The organism is Caballeronia jiangsuensis (genome assembly GCF_046030135.1).
In the GTDB taxonomy this organism is placed as follows: Bacteria; Pseudomonadota; Gammaproteobacteria; order Burkholderiales; family Burkholderiaceae; genus Caballeronia; species Caballeronia jiangsuensis.
Map to the genome: position 1 here is coordinate 51,293 of NZ_JAQQDB010000027.1, position 15,778 is coordinate 67,070.

Annotated in this window: 16 protein-coding genes and 3 tRNA genes; 12 read left to right on the forward strand and 7 right to left on the reverse strand. The window is 62.5% G+C overall.

Translation table 11 applies throughout. The features are described from left to right. Positions 1-232 precede the first annotated feature (232 nt). Positions 233-460: a hypothetical protein gene (locus tag PQR08_RS25615; protein ID WP_408162771.1), complete on the forward strand. Its 228-nt coding sequence runs from the start codon at positions 233-235 to the stop codon at positions 458-460. A 511-nt stretch (positions 461-971) separates the two neighbouring features. Then, positions 972-2,114 carry a porin gene (locus tag PQR08_RS25620; protein ID WP_035505317.1) on the forward strand — a complete coding sequence of 381 codons (1,143 nt, stop codon included), beginning with the start codon at positions 972-974 and terminating at the stop codon, positions 2,112-2,114. A 74-nt stretch (positions 2,115-2,188) separates the two neighbouring features. On the opposite strand, the gene greB is transcribed toward PQR08_RS25620, so the two are convergent. Continuing rightward, complete coding sequence (gene greB / locus PQR08_RS25625) at positions 2,189-2,740, reverse strand: transcription elongation factor GreB (RefSeq protein ID WP_035505314.1); 552 nt, start codon at positions 2,738-2,740, stop codon at positions 2,189-2,191. 171 nt (positions 2,741-2,911) lie between these two features. Between greB and PQR08_RS25630 the strand changes: the two genes are divergently transcribed. Further along, positions 2,912-2,988: transfer RNA gene (locus tag PQR08_RS25630), tRNA-Arg, on the forward strand. Positions 2,989-3,088: 100 nt separating this feature from the next. Further along, positions 3,089-3,165 (forward strand) — tRNA-Arg (locus PQR08_RS25635). Between the two features lie 61 nt (positions 3,166-3,226). Here the strand turns inward: PQR08_RS25635 and PQR08_RS25640 are convergent. The 5 genes from PQR08_RS25640 to PQR08_RS25660 all read right to left on the reverse strand — a co-directional run bounded on the left by PQR08_RS25640 (position 3,227) and on the right by PQR08_RS25660 (position 8,148). Beyond that, complete coding sequence (locus tag PQR08_RS25640; protein WP_408162773.1) at positions 3,227-3,718, reverse strand: phage protein NinX family protein; 492 nt, start codon at positions 3,716-3,718, stop codon at positions 3,227-3,229. Positions 3,719-3,779: 61 nt separating this feature from the next. Then, a complete protein-coding gene (locus PQR08_RS25645) occupies positions 3,780-6,173 on the reverse strand; it encodes a RelA/SpoT family protein (protein ID WP_035505310.1) in 2,394 nt (797 codons plus the stop codon). Positions 6,174-6,240: 67 nt separating this feature from the next. Next, complete coding sequence (gene rpoZ / locus PQR08_RS25650) at positions 6,241-6,444, reverse strand: DNA-directed RNA polymerase subunit omega (protein ID WP_006999799.1); 204 nt, start codon at positions 6,442-6,444, stop codon at positions 6,241-6,243. Between the two features lie 69 nt (positions 6,445-6,513). After that, the gene (gene gmk, locus PQR08_RS25655; protein ID WP_187607228.1) at positions 6,514-7,188 is read right to left on the reverse strand and encodes a guanylate kinase; all 675 of its coding nucleotides are present in this window, start codon (positions 7,186-7,188) and stop codon (positions 6,514-6,516) included. A gap of 9 nt (positions 7,189-7,197) precedes the next feature. Next, positions 7,198-8,148, reverse strand: coding sequence for a YicC/YloC family endoribonuclease (locus PQR08_RS25660; protein WP_408162776.1), 951 nt, complete (start codon positions 8,146-8,148; stop codon positions 7,198-7,200). Positions 8,149-8,386: 238 nt separating this feature from the next. Here PQR08_RS25660 and rph point away from each other — a divergent pair, with 238 nt between their 5' ends. The 6 genes from rph to PQR08_RS25690 all read left to right on the forward strand — a co-directional run bounded on the left by rph (position 8,387) and on the right by PQR08_RS25690 (position 13,115). Further along, positions 8,387-9,145 carry a ribonuclease PH gene (gene rph, locus PQR08_RS25665; RefSeq protein WP_187607230.1) on the forward strand — a complete coding sequence of 253 codons (759 nt, stop codon included), beginning with the start codon at positions 8,387-8,389 and terminating at the stop codon, positions 9,143-9,145. Beyond that, entirely contained in the window at positions 9,135-9,755 is a 621-nt protein-coding gene (gene rdgB, locus PQR08_RS25670; RefSeq protein WP_408162778.1) for an RdgB/HAM1 family non-canonical purine NTP pyrophosphatase, read from the forward strand. The genes rph and rdgB overlap by 11 nt, the downstream gene beginning before the upstream one ends. Then, the gene (gene hemW / locus PQR08_RS25675) at positions 9,752-10,975 is read left to right on the forward strand and encodes a radical SAM family heme chaperone HemW (protein WP_408162780.1); all 1,224 of its coding nucleotides are present in this window, start codon (positions 9,752-9,754) and stop codon (positions 10,973-10,975) included. Before rdgB ends, hemW begins: the two co-directional genes overlap by 4 nt. Positions 10,976-10,986: 11 nt before the next feature. Further along, positions 10,987-12,195, forward strand: coding sequence for an MFS transporter (locus PQR08_RS25680; RefSeq protein WP_408162807.1), 1,209 nt, complete (start codon positions 10,987-10,989; stop codon positions 12,193-12,195). A gap of 45 nt (positions 12,196-12,240) precedes the next feature. Next, a tRNA-Ser gene (locus tag PQR08_RS25685) sits at positions 12,241-12,330 on the forward strand. 467 nt (positions 12,331-12,797) lie between these two features. Further along, entirely contained in the window at positions 12,798-13,115 is a 318-nt protein-coding gene (locus tag PQR08_RS25690) for a hypothetical protein (RefSeq protein WP_408162782.1), read from the forward strand. Positions 13,116-13,390: 275 nt separating this feature from the next. Here PQR08_RS25690 and PQR08_RS25695 read toward each other — a convergent pair whose 3' ends face one another. Beyond that, positions 13,391-13,549 (reverse strand): hypothetical protein, encoded by a 159-nt coding sequence (locus PQR08_RS25695; RefSeq protein ID WP_238288208.1) that lies wholly within the window; start codon positions 13,547-13,549, stop codon positions 13,391-13,393. A gap of 141 nt (positions 13,550-13,690) precedes the next feature. Here PQR08_RS25695 and PQR08_RS25700 point away from each other — a divergent pair, with 141 nt between their 5' ends. Both PQR08_RS25700 and PQR08_RS25705 read left to right on the forward strand, forming a co-directional pair. Further along, the gene (locus PQR08_RS25700; protein WP_309879816.1) at positions 13,691-14,170 is read left to right on the forward strand and encodes a TonB family protein; all 480 of its coding nucleotides are present in this window, start codon (positions 13,691-13,693) and stop codon (positions 14,168-14,170) included. 302 nt (positions 14,171-14,472) lie between these two features. Further along, positions 14,473-15,777, forward strand: coding sequence for an MFS transporter (locus PQR08_RS25705; RefSeq protein WP_238210041.1), 1,305 nt, complete (start codon positions 14,473-14,475; stop codon positions 15,775-15,777). Position 15,778: the final 1 nt, after the last annotated feature.

Here is a 15,778-nt window from a genome sequence, read left to right on the forward strand (position 1 = left end):
CCTTATCGCCCGACTTTCAAAGGCAAATCTGGTCCGAACTACTGGAAACATCTACAGTCAGGGTCACGTTCGAATAAACCCCGAACAATATATCGACGCACACGAAGCATATTCATTCAAACTGAAACTAGATTATTCGAATCGTAAGTGTTTACTCCTCTTGCCCGATCCTCCAGCATTAAGCAACATGGAAACTAAGCTACGACTTAAATGTAATGGAGGGCAACCGACGATGATTCCACTTAATCGATTCGTGCATTGGTTGAAATCGTTCGCCGCGCCATCGATCACGCCAGCGACAGAGAGCGCTTCATCTCTCGATTTCGATCCCGTCTGGCATGGCGACCACTGGCAGAACCTGCTCTCATCGCCTATCGATGCCAGGCACTACGTGATGGAGGACTGGGCTACGCCGCTCGACGGCGACCTCGTGGCAGCCGAAGGCACCCAGGCGCGGTAACGCAATGGGCAAAAAAAAAGCGCGACCGGGAAGTCGCGCTGACAAAGTTTGGAGATCTTTTTCCGTCAACGAAAAAGTCTGCTTCGGAAAGCAGAAATGACAGTATAGCGATACGGTCCGCATTAATTACCTGCAAAAGCCGCAAACTTCTGTTTCAGATATCTCAACAATCGAACTTGAGAAATTTCCCGTCATTTTTTCACGCGAATCATGTCGCGCATGCGCAACGTCATTTGGTTGACACCTCTGTCCTTACGACTTTATTCCCAGATAAATCATTGTATATAAAGAAAAATATACGCTGCAACGATCATTGTGGCATCAACAATGGTTTATTGTGGAAATTGGAACGTCCCGCCTGTAACACCGTCTTTACACTTCGTCTGGTCCGGAAACAAATGTGTCGCATCGTCGATGCATTGCTCCTCCGCCCGCGCCTCTCGCAGCGCGCCGGAGCGAGGTTTCCTCAAAGCCTGGGTCCCCGGCCCAATCTGCTCTCGGAGTTACAAAGATGAAAAAGACTCTCGTGGTCGCCGCCCTGTCGGGCGTTTTTGCTACCGCCGCTCATGCGCAAAGCAGCGTCACGCTGTACGGCCTGATCGACGCCGGCATCACCTACACGAACAACCAGCAAGGCCATAGCAACTGGAAGGCGACGAGCGGTTCCGTCAACGGCAGCCGTTGGGGCCTGCGTGGTTCCGAAGACCTCGGCGGCGGCCTGAAGGCTATCTTCACGTTGGAGAACGGCTTCAACATCATGAACGGCACGAATGGCCAAGGTGGTCGCGAATTCGGCCGTCAGGCATTCGTCGGTCTGTCGAGCAACCAGTTCGGCGCCGTGACCCTCGGCCGTCAATATGACTCCGTGGTCGACTTCCTCGGGCCTCTCGCTCTGACGGGCACGCAATACGGCGGCACGCAGTTCGCCCACCCGTTCGATAACGACAACCTCGACAACACGTTCCGCGTCAACAACTCGGTCAAGTACACGAGCGCGAACTACGCCGGCTTCAAGCTGGGCGCGATGTACGGCTTCTCGAACGAGGCAGGCGGCTTTGCGGATAACCGCGCTTACAGCGTCGGCGCTTCGTACAACTACGGCCCGTTGAACGTTGCGGCCGCGTACATGCAACTGAACAACGTCGGTTCGCCGACGAACAACGTCAACGGCGCGATCACGACCGACAACACGCCGTTCGTCGCTGGCCGTCAGCGCATCTTCGGCGGCGGCGTGAACTATGCGTTCGGCGCGGCAACCGTCGGCTTCGTGTTCACGCAAACGATGCTGGACAACGCTTCGTCGATCACCAACGTCGGCTCGCAAGGCGCTGGCTCGATCAACCTGACCGACGGTCACGTTCGCTTCACCAACTACGAAGTCAACGGCCGTTACAACCTGACGCCGGCTCTGTCGCTCGCGGGTGCCTACACCTACACCGACAGCCGTATCGACGGCGAAAAGCCGAAGTTCCACCAGTTCAGCCTGCAAACGGCGTACGCGCTGTCGAAGCGTACCGACGTGTACCTGCAAGGCGAATACCAGCACATGACCGACCAGGAAGGCCTGCCGTTCGGTGCGGTGATCAATGGTGTGGGCATGTCGTCGAACGGCAACCAGGTTTCGGCGACGGTCGGCATGCGTCACCGCTTCTAAGCTTCACAGGCAGTCTTGTTGTAGAAAAGCCGCTCTTCGGAGCGGCTTTTTTTCGTCTGTACGGCGAGGTTCGATCAGTCCGGATAGCGCACATCCAGAATGTCGATCTGCTGCACGCCCGCCGGCGTGTGCAGCGCGACCGTGTCGCCGGTCTTCGCCTTCAACAGGGCCCGCGCGACCGGCGAGATCCAGCTCACGTAGCCGATGTCCAGATTGACTTCATCCACGCCGACGATGGTCACCGTCTTCGTATCGCCGTCTTCGCCCGCGTAGTCCACCGTCGCGCCAAAGAAGACCTGATCGACGTTCTCTTGCTTGCTGCTGTCCACCACTTCCGCGAGATCCAGGCGCTTCGTCAGGAAGCGAATGCGGCGGTCGATTTCGCGCAGCCGCCGCTTGCCGTAGATATAGTCGCCGTTCTCCGAGCGATCCCCGTTGGAAGCGGCCCACGAGACGAGCTTGACCACTTCCGGGCGCTCCGTATCCAGAAGCTGCAGAAGCTCGTCACGCAGCCGCTTGTGGCCCGCTGGCGTGATGTAATTCTTCGTGCCCGCCGGGACATCGGGATGGCCGAGCTCGAGGTCGTCGTCGGTGTCATCCGACTCTTTGACAAATGCCTTGTTCATGATGCGGTCGAAGCCGAGTGAAGTCCGATTGCGTGGGGTACTTGCGTTCCAGATACCAACTTACCACGCCGGAAGTCCCTTTCGTCGAACGCTTTCTGATAGAAAATTCGATAGTCTGGGCAAAACCCCTTCCTTTTCGGAATGGACTTGGCTATAATTCCGCTTCTGCGTGCGGCTGTAGCTCAGTTGGATAGAGTACTTGGCTACGAACCAAGGGGTCGTGGGTTCGAATCCTGCCAGCCGCGCCACCTATTCTGATGTTTTCACGCCCGGCGGTCGCGCCGCTCGATGAAAAGATCAAGCGCTTAACCAAAAGCGCCGTGCAGTATAAGCAGTACCGTTTTGCGTGCGGCTGTAGCTCAGTTGGATAGAGTACTTGGCTACGAACCAAGGGGTCGTGGGTTCGAATCCTGCCAGCCGCGCCATCTTTCGAAGGGCCTTCCATACGGAAGGCCCTTTTTGTTTCTGGCGAGCTTGAAGCGTCGCCTATTGACGCGGCACCGAGCCGATATCGCCGATATGCAACTCCGGCCTCGGCACGTCCTCCACCGACGCCACCGCGCTCGACTCCCCGATCGCCTCCGCCCGCGCGCCGAGCAAGGTCTGCGACCGGCGCGGGAACTCATCATCGACGTTATCGCCGAATGTGTGCCGCACGAAGGCGCGCAGCAATGCGATCCGCAGCGACGCCCCCCGCCCTTCCATCGGCTCGCCGTCCTTGCCGAAGCTCACGGTGCAGACTACCTCGCCGCGCCCGTGATCGTGCATCTCCAGCTTGCAGGCACGCTCCAGAACGACGGCCGCCGCCTCCCAGGAGGTCGACGGCAGGAAACGTCCGTCCCACGGCTTGCCGCGGTCGTTGCCGCGTATGGAGAGCGTCTCTCCGCTGTCGGTGAAGTGAATCTCTCGGATGAATTCGTGCAGTCCGCGCGCGACCCAGTAGTCGAGCGTGGCGCCTTCGAGATCGGAAGTGTTCATTGCGGCGCGTTCTCCTGTTCGTCGATCGACGACAGGCATGCACGCCGCATACCACGCCGCGTCAGTAGTCGGCGCGCTCGCGGTCGATGCGCATGCCGCCGTCCTGATTGCGGTGATGCGGTTCGTCGCTCGGACGCTCGCGCGCGATGCGCATCACGTCCGGATTGGTGCGCACGCGGCGCATGACATTCGCCAGGTGCACGCGATCGCTCACCTGGATCACGAAGCGCAAGAGCTTCGCTTCCTGCGACACGTCTTCGTCCATGGCGATATGCACGATGTTCGCGTCCGCCGACGTGATATCCGCCGCGACGCGTGCGAAGACGCCCTTCGTGTTTTTCACGAGCACCTTCACGGCGACATCGAAGAGCCGTCCCGGCTGCGGCGCCCATGCGACATCGATCCAGCGGCCCGGATCGCGCCGATGAATCCGCTGCGCGACGCGGCATTCGGTCGTGTGAATCGCCATGCCGAGACCGATGCCGATATAGCCCATGATGTCGTCGCCGGGGATCGGCCGGCAGCACGGCGACAATTGCACCGACATACCTTCCGTGCCTGTGATGACCACCGGCGGCGCGGTATTGGTGTTGTGATGCTCGCGCGGATGCTCGTCATCATCTGCGATGCCGTTCATCAACACTTCGATGCGCTTGGCCATCACCGCTGCCACGCGACGGCCGAGACCGATATCCGCGAAGATTTCCTGCCGCGTCTTGTTGCCGGTCCACTGCACGAGCCTTTCCCACACTTCCGGCGTGACGTCGGACAGCGCGAGCCCGTAGCCCTTGAGACTCTGATCGACGAGCCGCTCACCCAACTGGACGGACTCGTTCAGGCGCATCGTCTTCAGGTAATGGCGGATCGCCGAGCGCGCCTTGCCGGTGCGCACGAAACCGAGCCACGCGGGATTCGGCTTCGAATACGGCGCGGTGATCACTTCGACGATATCGCCGCTCTTCAGCTCCGTGCGCAGCGGCAGAAGCTCGTTGTTGATCTTCACCGCGACGCATTGATTGCCGAGGTCGCTGTGGATCGAATACGCGAAGTCGAGCGCGGTCGCGCCGCGCGGCAGCGGCATGATCTTCGACTTCGGCGTGAATACATAGACCGCGTCCGGGAACAGGTCGATCTTGACGTGTTCGAGGAATTCGCTCGAATCGCCTGCTTCACTTTGGATATCGAGCAGCGATTTGAGCCATTGATGCGCGCGCTTCTGGACGTCGTTCAGATCCGCGCCGCCGTTCTTGTATAGCCAGTGCGCCGCGACGCCCGCCTCGGCGATCTCGTGCATCTTGCGCGTGCGGATCTGGAACTCGATCGGCGCGCCGAACGGACCGACCAGCGTGGTATGCAGGGACTGATAGCCGTTCACCTTCGGAATGGCGATGTAGTCCTTGAACTTGCCCGGCACGGGCTTGTAGAGCGCATGCAGCGCGCCGATGCACGTATAGCATTCCAGCGCGCTTTCGACGACCACGCGAAAGCCGTAGACATCGAGCACCTGCGAGAACGACAACTGCTTGTCGCGCATCTTCTTGTAGATGCTGTAGATCGTTTTCTCGCGGCCGGTGACTTCCGCGTTGATCTTGGCATCCGCGATGGTGCGCTGCACCGCTTCGAGAATCTTGCCGACCACTTCGCGCCGATTCCCGCGCGCGGCCTTCACCGCTTTTTCGAGCGTGGCGTACCGGTTCGGATTGAAGTTCGCGAAGGACAGGTCCTGCAGCTCGCGATACGTATTGTTCAGCCCGAGCCGATGCGCGATGGGCGCGTAGATATCCAGCGTCTCGCGCGCCACGCGCCGGCGCTTCTCCGGCGGCACCGCGCCGAGCGTGCGCATGTTGTGCAGCCGGTCGGCGAGCTTGACGAGAATGACGCGCACGTCGCGCGCCATCGCGAGCAGCATCTTGCGGAAGTTTTCCGCCTGCGCTTCCTCGCGATTGCGGAATTCCATCTTGTCCAGTTTGGACAAGCCATCGACCAGTTCCGCGACCTTCGCGCCGAAGCGCTCCGCGATCTCGGTCTTGGTCACGCCCTGGTCTTCGATCACGTCGTGCAGCAAGGCCGCCATGATCGATTGCGCGTCGAGCTTCCAGCCCGCGCAGATTTCCGCGACCGCGACCGGATGCGTGATGTACGGCTCGCCGCTCTGACGATACTGCCCGAGGTGCGCTTCGTCGCTGAAGTGGAAAGCCGCCTTGACTTCCTTTATCTCTTCCGGAGTGATGTAGCTCGCGAGCCCGTTCGTCAGTTTCGCGATGGAAACGACGTCGTGCTTGCGCGGCTGCTCCGGCGTGGCGGTCGGGCCGAACAGATGGCGGAAGGACTGTTCGAGGACCGCGTCGATGTACTTGCGCGCCGCATGCGGCTTGTCGGCATCGAGCAGGGAATCCTGATCGATTTCGAGGTCGGGGTCCACGGCGGCGGAGATGGGCAACGGTGTCTGACTCATCTTCCCCTCCGTGGTGGTGTGACGCGCTGGGTTGTCGGTTGCAAAAAACCGGGCGGAACGGCGGCCCTTAGACGGGCACCTTCTTCAACATTTCGATGCCAACCTGGCCGGCGGCGATCTCGCGAAGCGCGACGACGGTCGGCTTGTCGCGGCTCTCGATTTTCGGCGTGTGGCCCTGCGCGAGCTGGCGCGCGCGATACGTTGCCGCAAGCGCGAGCTCGAAGCGATTCGGGATTTGTTTCAGGCAGTCTTCGACGGTGATGCGGGCCATGTTTGTTTCCTTCTCAATATGGGTTTTATTCTACCTTATGTGACCGAACGACCCGGCCACTGCAGTGCGTCATGCTTGCGGCGTCGAGTGGATGCCGAGGTCCACAAAAAGCTGCGTGTTGCGCGCGTATTGCGACGTGAAGCGCAGGCGCGTCGCGGCGACGAGACAGCGCAGTTCGTTGAGCGCGCGATCGAAGTTCTCGTTGATGACGACATACTCCGCTTCCGACGCATGCGCCATCTCGCTGCCGGCCGCGAGCAGGCGTCGCACGATCACTTTGTCGGAATCCTGGCCGCGTTTCTTGAGACGGTCTTCGAGCGCATCGAGCGACGGCGGCAGAATGAAAATTTCCACCGCGTTGCGGAACTGCTTCTTCACCTGCTGCGCGCCCTGCCAGTCGATTTCGAGCAGCACGTCGTGGCCCTGCTTCATCTGGTCCGCGATCCACAGCTTCGACGTCGCGTAGTAGTTGCCATGAACTTCGGCGCTTTCGAGAAACTCGCCCTTTTCGCGCCGCTCCATGAATTCGTCGACGGACACGAAGTGATATTGCACGCCGTTGGTTTCCTTCGAACGCGCCTCGCGCGTCGTGTACGAAACCGACAACAGGATGTCCCGGTCCTCGGCGAGCAGCGCGTTCACGAGCGTCGACTTGCCCGCGCCCGAAGGCGCGACGACCATGAACAGATTGCCGGGATAGATGCCCGTGTAATGACTATGCGAGCGGTGCGTGGTATTCGGCATGATGGTGCGTTACTCCAGATTCTGTACTTGCTCGCGCATCTGCTCGATGAGCAGCTTGAGCGTCATCGATGCATCCGCGAGTTCCTTCGCGGCCGCCTTCGAGCCAAGCGTGTTCGCCTCGCGGTTCAGCTCCTGCATCATGAAGTCGAGCCGCTTGCCGACCTTGCCGCCCTTTTGCAGCACGTGGCGCGTCTCGGCGAGGTGCGCGGTGAGACGCTGCAATTCTTCCGCGATGTCGATACGGATGCCGTACATCGTCACTTCCTGACGGATGCGTTCGGCGATTTCCTCGCGCGGCACGCTCGTCGTGACCGTCGCGCCGCCTTCGGTGGTCGCGATGCCGAGCGCGTCCTGAAGCCGCTCGACGATCTTCTGCTGATGCTTCGCGATGAGTTCCGGCACGAGCGGCGTGATGCGCGCGACGATCGCTTCCATCTCCATCACGTTGTCGATCAGCACGCGGCCGAGCGCCGCGCCTTCACGCGCACGCACTTCGATGAGATCGGCGATCGCCTGCTTGCCGCACGCGAGCACCGCTTCGCGCAGCGTTTCCTGCGATACCGCGCTTTCCGCGAGCACGCCGGGCCAGCGCAGGATTTCGCCGGTGCGCATGCGCTCGGCGCCGTCGAAGACATCGAGCACGGCGCGTTCGAGCGTGGCGAGCTGCGTGAGCGCCTCGCGATTGAGCGCGCCCGCGTTCGCGGTCTGCTCGACGCGATTCAGGTTGATGCGGATATCGACCTTGCCGCGCGAGAGCTTCGTCATCAGCATTTCGCGCAATTGCGGCTCGGTCGCGCGCACGTCTTCGGGCATGCGGAAATTCAGGTCGAGAAAGCGCGAATTCACCGTGCGCAATTCCACCGATACGCCGACGCCCGAACCGCCCGCGCCATTGGGTCCCGCGCCATCCGCGACGACTTCGCGCGTCGCGCTGGCATAGCCTGTCATGCTGTAGATCATGGTACGTCTCGCGATGTGCGCCTTCATTGCGAAGGCCGATTCAACGATACGCCCGGCGCTCTCGAAAGTGCTTTGGGATTGGCACGCGTTTGGCTGCCGGGCGAGGAATCCGCATTATCCCATTTTTGGCGCGAAGCCCGCCCGGACGGCGGGTGCGCGACCGACGCCCGGCGGTGAATGACGATAAAATCGCCGGGTTACGCCGGGTTTTCCCGTCTCCTTCTCTCGAACACGACCCATGACCGACTCTCCCCTGCTCAAGCCTTCTCCCCCGCGCCCGAGCGGCCGCCGCGCGAACCAGTTGCGCGACGTGCGCATCACGCGCAATTACACGAAGCACGCGGAAGGCTCGGTGCTCGTCGAATTCGGCGATACCAAGGTGATCTGCACGGCGAGCGTCGCCGAGCGCGTGCCCGAGTTCTTGCGCGGACGCGAGCAAGGCTGGCTCACCGCCGAATACGGCATGCTGCCGCGCGCCACGCATACGCGCAGCGACCGCGAAGCCGCACGCGGCAAACAGACGGGCCGGACCCAGGAAATCCAGCGGCTGATCGGCCGCGCGCTGCGTTCGGTGTTCGACCTGAACGCGCTCGGCGCGCGCACGCTGCATATCGATTGCGACGTGATCCAGGCCGACGGCGGCACGCGCACGGCGAGCATCACGGGCGCGTTCGTCGCCGCGCACGACGCGATCGGCAAACTGCTCGCGTCGGGCAAGATCGCGAAGACGCCGGTCAAGGAATTCGTCGCGGCGATCTCGGTCGGCATCTTCGAAGGCTCGCCCGTGCTCGACCTCGACTACGACGAAGACTCCCAATGCGACACCGACATGAACGTCGTGATGACGGGCGCGGGCGGGTTCGTCGAAGTGCAGGGCACGGCGGAGGGCGCGCCCTTCACGCGTGACGAGATGAACGAGCTGATCGCGCTCGCCGACAGCGGCATCAAGGCGCTGATCCTGAAGCAGAAGGAAGCATTGGGGATTCATGGTGTCTGACGCATTGGGTCTGGGCCGCGTGGTGCTCGCGTCGAACAACGCGGGCAAGCTGCGCGAATTCGCATCGCTCCTGGATGCGGCGGGCATCGAACTGATCGCGCAAGGCGAGCTCGGCGTGCCCGAGGCGCCGGAGCCGCACGCGACCTTCGTCGAGAATGCGCTGGCGAAGGCGCGGCATGCGTCGACGCTCACCGGACTGCCCGCGCTCGCCGACGATTCCGGACTCTGCGTGCGCGCGCTGAACGGCGCGCCGGGGGTGTATTCGGCGCGCTATGCGTCGATGAACGGCGGCGAGAAAAGCGATGCCGCGAACAACGCGCGCCTCGTCGCCGATCTCGCCGGTACAACCGATCGCCGCGCGTACTACTTCTGCGTGCTCGTGCTCGTGCGTCACGCGGACGATCCCGAACCGCTCATCGCGGAAGGACGCTGGCATGGCGAAGTGATCGACGTCCCGCGCGGCGCGAACGGCTTCGGCTACGATCCGTACTTCTTCCTGCCGACGCTCAACGCGAGCGCCGCCGAGCTCGATCCGGCGCGCAAGAACGCGCTGAGCCATCGCGCGCTCGCGCTGCGTGACTTGCTGCAACGATTGAAGGAACTCGCGTGAGCGCCGGACCGAAGACCATCAACGTGGTGCAGGCTTTCACGTCGCCGGGAAGCATCCGGCTGACATCGTTGCCGCCGCTCTCGCTGTACGTGCATTTCCCGTGGTGCGTGCGCAAATGTCCTTATTGCGACTTCAATTCGCATGAATCGAAGGACGACACGTTCCCCGAGGAACGCTATCTCGACGCCTTGCGTGCCGATCTCGAAAGCGCGTTGCCGCTCGTGTGGGGACGGCAGGTGCATACGATCTTCATCGGCGGCGGCACGCCATCGCTGTTGTCGGCGAAAGGTCTGGACCGGCTTCTTTCCGATGCGCGCGCGTTGCTGCCCATCGACGCCGACGCCGAGATCACGCTCGAAGCCAATCCCGGCACGTTCGAAGCCGCGAAATTCGCATCGTTTCGCGCGAGCGGCGTGAACCGCCTGTCGATCGGAATCCAGAGCTTCAACGAAGCGCATCTGAAGGCGCTCGGCCGCATCCACGACGCAACGCAGGCGCGCAAAGCCGTCGAGATCGCCGCGAAGCACTTCGACAATTTCAATCTCGATCTGATGTTCGCGCTGCCGCAGCAATCGCTCGACGAATGCCGGCACGACATCGACACGGCTATTTCCTTCGCGCCGCCGCATCTGTCGCTGTATCACCTGACGATGGAGCCGAACACGCTCTTCGCCAAATACCCGCCCGCCCTGCCCGACGACGACGCTTCCGCCGACATGCAGGACTGGATTCACGAACGCACGCGTGAAGCCGGCTACGGGCGATACGAAGTGTCGGCGTATGCGAAACCGCATCGGCAGAGCCGGCACAATCTGAATTACTGGCGCTTCGGCGACTATCTCGGCATCGGCGCGGGCGCGCATACGAAGCTGTCGTTTCCGTCGAAGATCCTGCGGCAGGCGCGCTTCAAGCATCCGGCGACGTATATGGATCAGGCGCTCTCGCCCGCCGAGACCGCGATACAGGAAGAGCGCGATGTCGGCCCGCGCGATCTGCCGTTCGAATTCATGCTGAACACGCTGCGTCTCGTCGAAGGCTTTCCGGTGCATTCGTTCGTCGAGCGCACGGGCTTGTCGCTGTCCGCGATCGAGCCCGCGCTCGTCGAAGCCGAGAAACGCGGGCTCATCACGCGCGATATCGAGCGCATTGCGCCGACCGAGTTCGGCCAGCGCTTTCTCAACGATCTGCAGGCGCTGTTCTTGAAGGATCCGCAAAATTGAGCGCGCCGACGATGGCGCGGGACTCGGTGATGCGGCATCGCCCGTTTGCGCTTTTCTGGACCGCGCGGGTGATGTCGTCGGTGGCGTTTCAGATGATGTCGGTCGCGATCGGATGGCAGGTCTATTCGATCACGCATAGCGCTTACGCGCTCGGTCTCGTCGGCCTTGCGCAATTCCTGCCGATGTTCGTGCTGACGCTTGTCGTCGGGCACGTCGCGGATCGTTACGACAGGCGCACGATCGCGTTCGTATGTCAGTCGATCGAAGGCGTCGCCGCGCTCGTGCTGTGTCTCGGCGCGTGGCACGGCTGGCACGATGTCGCGCCGATCTACGCGATCGCCGCCATTACCGGCGCGGCGCGCGCGTTCGAATCGCCGTCGATGGCCGCGCTTCTGCCGAATCTCGTCGCGCGCAATCAGTTGCAGCATGCGAGCGCGTGGTCGACTTCCGCGAACCAGACCGCGCAAATCCTCGGTCCCGCGATGGGCGGCGTGCTCTACGGGCTCGGCGCGTTGACGGTGTACGGCGCGGTGACGGTCGCGTTTCTCGTCGCGGCGTGCGCGGTGGCCGCGATCAAAATCGACGAAGCGGTGCGCATGCGCGCGCCGTTGTCCATCGAGGCGCTCTTTTCGGGCATCGGTTTCATCCGCAGCAAGCCGGTGATTCTCGGCGCGCTGTCGCTCGATCTCTTCGCGGTGCTGCTCGGCGGCGCGACCGCGCTTCTACCGGTGTACGCGCGCGACATCCTGCACACCGGACCGTGGGGACTCGGGATTCTGCGCGCGGCGCCCGCTGTCGGCGCGCTCGCCGGATCGATCTGGCTCGCGCATTTTCCGTTGCGGCAGCGCGCGGGCAATGCGCTGTTTGGCGGCGTGATCGCGTTCGGGATCGCGACCATCGTGTTCGGGCTGTCGCGCAATATCTATGTGTCGCTTGTTGCGCTCGCGGCGCTGGGGGCGTCGGATGTGATCAGCGTCGTGGTGCGCCTGTCGCTCGTGCAGTTGCAGACGCCCGATGAAATGCGCGGGCGCGTCGGCGCGATCAATTCGCTGTTCATCGGGACGTCGAATCAGCTCGGCGAGTTCGAATCGGGGATGACGGCGGGATTGTTCGGCGCGGTGCCGGCGGTGCTGATCGGCGGAATCGGCACGATCGTCGTCGCGCTTTTGTGGATGCGGCTTTTTCCCGCGCTCAAGGCGACGAAATCGCTCGAAGGATGAGCGTTTCTCCGCGACGATGACTTGCGCTACAATACGCGCCTTGCTGGAGGTGTGGCCGAGCGGTTTAAGGCACCGGTCTTGAAAACCGGCGAAGGAGCGATCCTTCCGTGAGTTCGAATCTCACCGCCTCCGCCAGAGAATGAAGAAAGCCTCGTAAGTTAAAAGCTTACGGGGCTTTTGTTGTTTCTGCGGAACAAAGTTTCCGCTATCGGATAGTCGCCGATGCCGATTTTCGAGCCTGTCGCGATAGCGTTGCCCCGATGACGGAAGAAGCCCGTCGTCGCAGTCGTTCGATTCGATATCCTTATGATTAACGGAAAACCCTGCTAATCCAGCGACGCGCCAGACTGAAACGAAGACAATCCGCCTACCCGGTGCACAAAGAGCCATGTATCGTCGCGATGCCTCCTTTTCCGAGTTTCCCCATCTCGGTCGAAGGAGGACTTTCGATGGGTATGGAAAGACTTCGGCCTCGCCTCGAGCGAGGCTCCTTTTTCCTTCCAACACAAAACAAACCTCGCGTTCCGAACAAAATCGATGTGAACACAACGGCTCGAACGCCATCTAACCGCCTCATCGATCAAAAACGCGGAGAACCGTCCATGAAGCCAGGCCGCATCCTGCCCATCCTCTTCGGCTGCGTCGCCGCCGTAAGCCTGCCGGCGCATGCCCAGTCTCAGCCGAACGCGCAATGGGGCGCGACCGAAGCAACGCTCTTCGACCTGATTCAAAACGGCTATGGGATTGTTGCGGTGACGAGCGTCGCCGCACGCAGCTCCGGCCTGCCTGAAGACACCTACGTGCTTCAGAAAACCAACAGCCTCTATCGCTGCGTGGAAACGCGCGGGGCGGAGACCGGAACAGTCCGTGCCGCCGCGCCGATACGCTGCGCCGAACTCGTCAAGCCATACACAGACTGACGAGAGAACCGGCGTGCCTCAGTTGTCGTCGGACCTGACGGGCGGCCGAACGTGCGGAACCGGCTCCGCCTTGGCCGCGTCCGGTTTAGGCGCGGCGCGTTTCGATTCACTCTTCGAATGCGCCGCCGCGGCCGGTTGCTGTTGCCGTGCAGGCGCGCCCGACGGTGCAGGATGGTTCTTGCGTGACATGGCTCTCTCCCGAAAACCGGGGACATCCCCCAACAACAGTAGCACCGCGTCGCCGATCCCGCTCACGCGCCGAACGGCGCGACGGCTCAGCCGACCGGCGCCTCGCCCTCTCCCGACTGCTTGCCCGGCCTGTCGTTCGGGCCTTGCTTGCGATTCTCGTCATCGCGGTCCGGCAACTTGCTTTTCTCGTTGTCGCTGTGCTCGGTGCTCTTGCCGTCGTCCGGACTATTCGTTTCGCTATTCATGGCGCCCTCCTGGAGTGCTTTCGAATGAAAGCATCAGCAGCAAGTCCCGCGCCCGAGCGAGCGGTAGCGCACGTATTCGTTCCGCCGCCCGCCTTCGCAGCGACTACCATTGAAGTAACGCCAGTCTCGCCATTGCCTGCGATGTCCGCGTCACGTTCCTGCTCTATCGCCGTTGCGCTTATCGGCGCGCTCGCGATGAGCGCCTGCACAATCACACCGCCACCCAGCGTCGTGGCCACGCGCGCGGCCGCGCCCGCCGTGTCCGGTCCGACGCTCGACGAATACAAGGCACACATCGCCCAGCGTATTTTCGAGCGTAATCCTTCGCTCGTGCTGAAGGGCACGCCGCAGGCCATGCTGCGCTCTTTTGTGCTCGTGTCGTTCACGGTGGATCGCGGCGGACGGGTCGTCGACTCGTCGGTGTATCGCACCAATGGCGACGACGAAGCCGAAGCCACCGCGCTCGCCTCGCTGCGCCGTGCATCGCCGCTGCCCGCCCCGCCCGCGCGTCTTCTGAACGGCAAAGGTCAGCTGGAGCTTTTCGAAGGCTGGATGTTCAACGACAACGGCCAGTTCCAGTTGCAGACCTCGCACTCGCCGCAGGCGACGACCATCGATTGATTGGCGCCCGACCCGCACGCTCGTTATAATTTTTTGACCCCTGCCGGGCCCGCTTCCGGCGCGGCCTTCGCCTCGCGCCCACCCGCGCGTCACGCGAAGCGCCTGAGCGCAGTCAAGCTGCGCCGCGACACCGCGCGCTACTCACGCGCGCCGTCAACCCTGGCTTTACAGCCATCGCACTGCAATCCCTACAGAAAGCTGACGCGCGTCGAGCGACGATATCGCTCGTCATTTCAATCGCTCTTGCCCGGCGATGCGCGCGACAATGCTTCGCACCAAGGCAACACGACAACGGAGACGATATGTCCTCACCCTCGCTTTCCGCCGCCAAGCCCGGCGACGGATCCCAAAGCGCTTCTCGCGTCATTTTCGCGAGCTTCATCGGCACCGCGATCGAGTTCTACGACTTCTATGTCTATGCGACTGCAGCCGCGCTCGTCATCGGACCGGTGTTCTTTCCGCACGACTCGCCCGCCGCACAGGCGCTCTCCGCATTCGTCACGTTCGGCATCGCGTTCTTTGCACGGCCCATCGGCTCGTTCATCTTCGGTCACTTCGGCGACCGGATCGGCCGCAAATCGACGCTCGTCGCGTCCCTGCTCGTGATGGGCGTCTCGACGACACTCATCGGCTTCGTGCCCGGCTACGATTCGATCGGCAGCCTCGCGCCGATCCTTCTGTGCGTCCTGCGCTTCGGGCAGGGCATCGGTCTCGGCGGCGAATGGGGCGGCGCCGCGCTCCTCGCGACCGAATACGCGCCCAAAGGCAAGCGCGGTCTCTTCGGCATGTTTCCGCAGCTCGGACCGTCGATCGGCTTCCTTGCGTCGAACGGCCTCTTCTTCGGTCTCGCACTGTCGCTCTCCGACGAGCAGTTCCGCAGCTGGGGCTGGCGCGTGCCATTCATCGTGAGCGCCGTGCTAGTCGCGCTCGGCCTCTATGTGCGCCTGAAGATCGCGGAGACGCCGGCGTTCCGCGCGGCCGTCGAACGCGAAGAGCGCGTGAAGGTGCCGGTCGCGACGCTGCTTTCCAGCCATCTCGTGCCGACGCTGCTCGGCGCGTTCGCGATGGTCGTCTGCTACACGCTCTTCTACATCTCGACGGTGTTCTCGCTGTCCTACGGCGTTGCCAAGCTGCATTTCGCGCGCGAGACGTTCCTGGGACTTTTGTGCTTCGCCGTGCTGTTCATGGCGATCGCCACGCCGATATCCGCGATCGCGAGTGACCGCTTCGGCCGCAAGCCCGTGCTGATCGTCGGCTGCCTGCTGGCGATTCTGTCCGGCTTCGCGATGGCCCCGCTCCTCGGCAGCGGCGACACGATCCATGTCGCGCTCTTCCTCACCATCGAACTGTTTTTGATGGGCGTGACCTTCGCGCCGATGGGCGCGCTCCTGCCCGAGCTGTTCCCGACCAACGTGCGCTACACGGGCGCGGGCGTCGCTTACAACCTCGGCGGGATTCTGGGTGCATCGGTGGCGCCTTACATCGCGCAACTGCTCGCCAATCGCGGCGGGTTGACGTGGGTGGGCGGCTATGTGTCGGCGGCGGCGGCGGTGAGCCTCATCGCGGTGCTCTGCATGCGCGAGACTCGCAGCATCACGCTGGAATGAG

Coding starts and splice junctions, on each gene's coding strand:
- PQR08_RS25615 (WP_408162771.1), top strand. CDS start 233: ATGATTCCACTTAATCGATTCGTGCATTGGTTGAAATCGTTCGCCGCG.
- PQR08_RS25620 (WP_035505317.1), top strand. CDS start 972: ATGAAAAAGACTCTCGTGGTCGCCGCCCTGTCGGGCGTTTTTGCTACC.
- greB (WP_035505314.1), bottom strand. CDS start 2,740: ATGAACAAGGCATTTGTCAAAGAGTCGGATGACACCGACGACGACCTC.
- PQR08_RS25640 (WP_408162773.1), bottom strand. CDS start 3,718: ATGAACACTTCCGATCTCGAAGGCGCCACGCTCGACTACTGGGTCGCG.
- PQR08_RS25645 (WP_035505310.1), bottom strand. CDS start 6,173: ATGAGTCAGACACCGTTGCCCATCTCCGCCGCCGTGGACCCCGACCTC.
- rpoZ (WP_006999799.1), bottom strand. CDS start 6,444: ATGGCCCGCATCACCGTCGAAGACTGCCTGAAACAAATCCCGAATCGC.
- gmk (WP_187607228.1), bottom strand. CDS start 7,188: ATGCCGAATACCACGCACCGCTCGCATAGTCATTACACGGGCATCTAT.
- PQR08_RS25660 (WP_408162776.1), bottom strand. CDS start 8,148: ATGATCTACAGCATGACAGGCTATGCCAGCGCGACGCGCGAAGTCGTC.
- rph (WP_187607230.1), top strand. CDS start 8,387: ATGACCGACTCTCCCCTGCTCAAGCCTTCTCCCCCGCGCCCGAGCGGC.
- rdgB (WP_408162778.1), top strand. CDS start 9,135: ATGGTGTCTGACGCATTGGGTCTGGGCCGCGTGGTGCTCGCGTCGAAC.
- PQR08_RS25680 (WP_408162807.1), top strand. CDS start 10,987: ATGGCGCGGGACTCGGTGATGCGGCATCGCCCGTTTGCGCTTTTCTGG.
- PQR08_RS25690 (WP_408162782.1), top strand. CDS start 12,798: ATGAAGCCAGGCCGCATCCTGCCCATCCTCTTCGGCTGCGTCGCCGCC.
- PQR08_RS25695 (WP_238288208.1), bottom strand. CDS start 13,549: ATGAATAGCGAAACGAATAGTCCGGACGACGGCAAGAGCACCGAGCAC.
- PQR08_RS25700 (WP_309879816.1), top strand. CDS start 13,691: ATGTCCGCGTCACGTTCCTGCTCTATCGCCGTTGCGCTTATCGGCGCG.
- PQR08_RS25705 (WP_238210041.1), top strand. CDS start 14,473: ATGTCCTCACCCTCGCTTTCCGCCGCCAAGCCCGGCGACGGATCCCAA.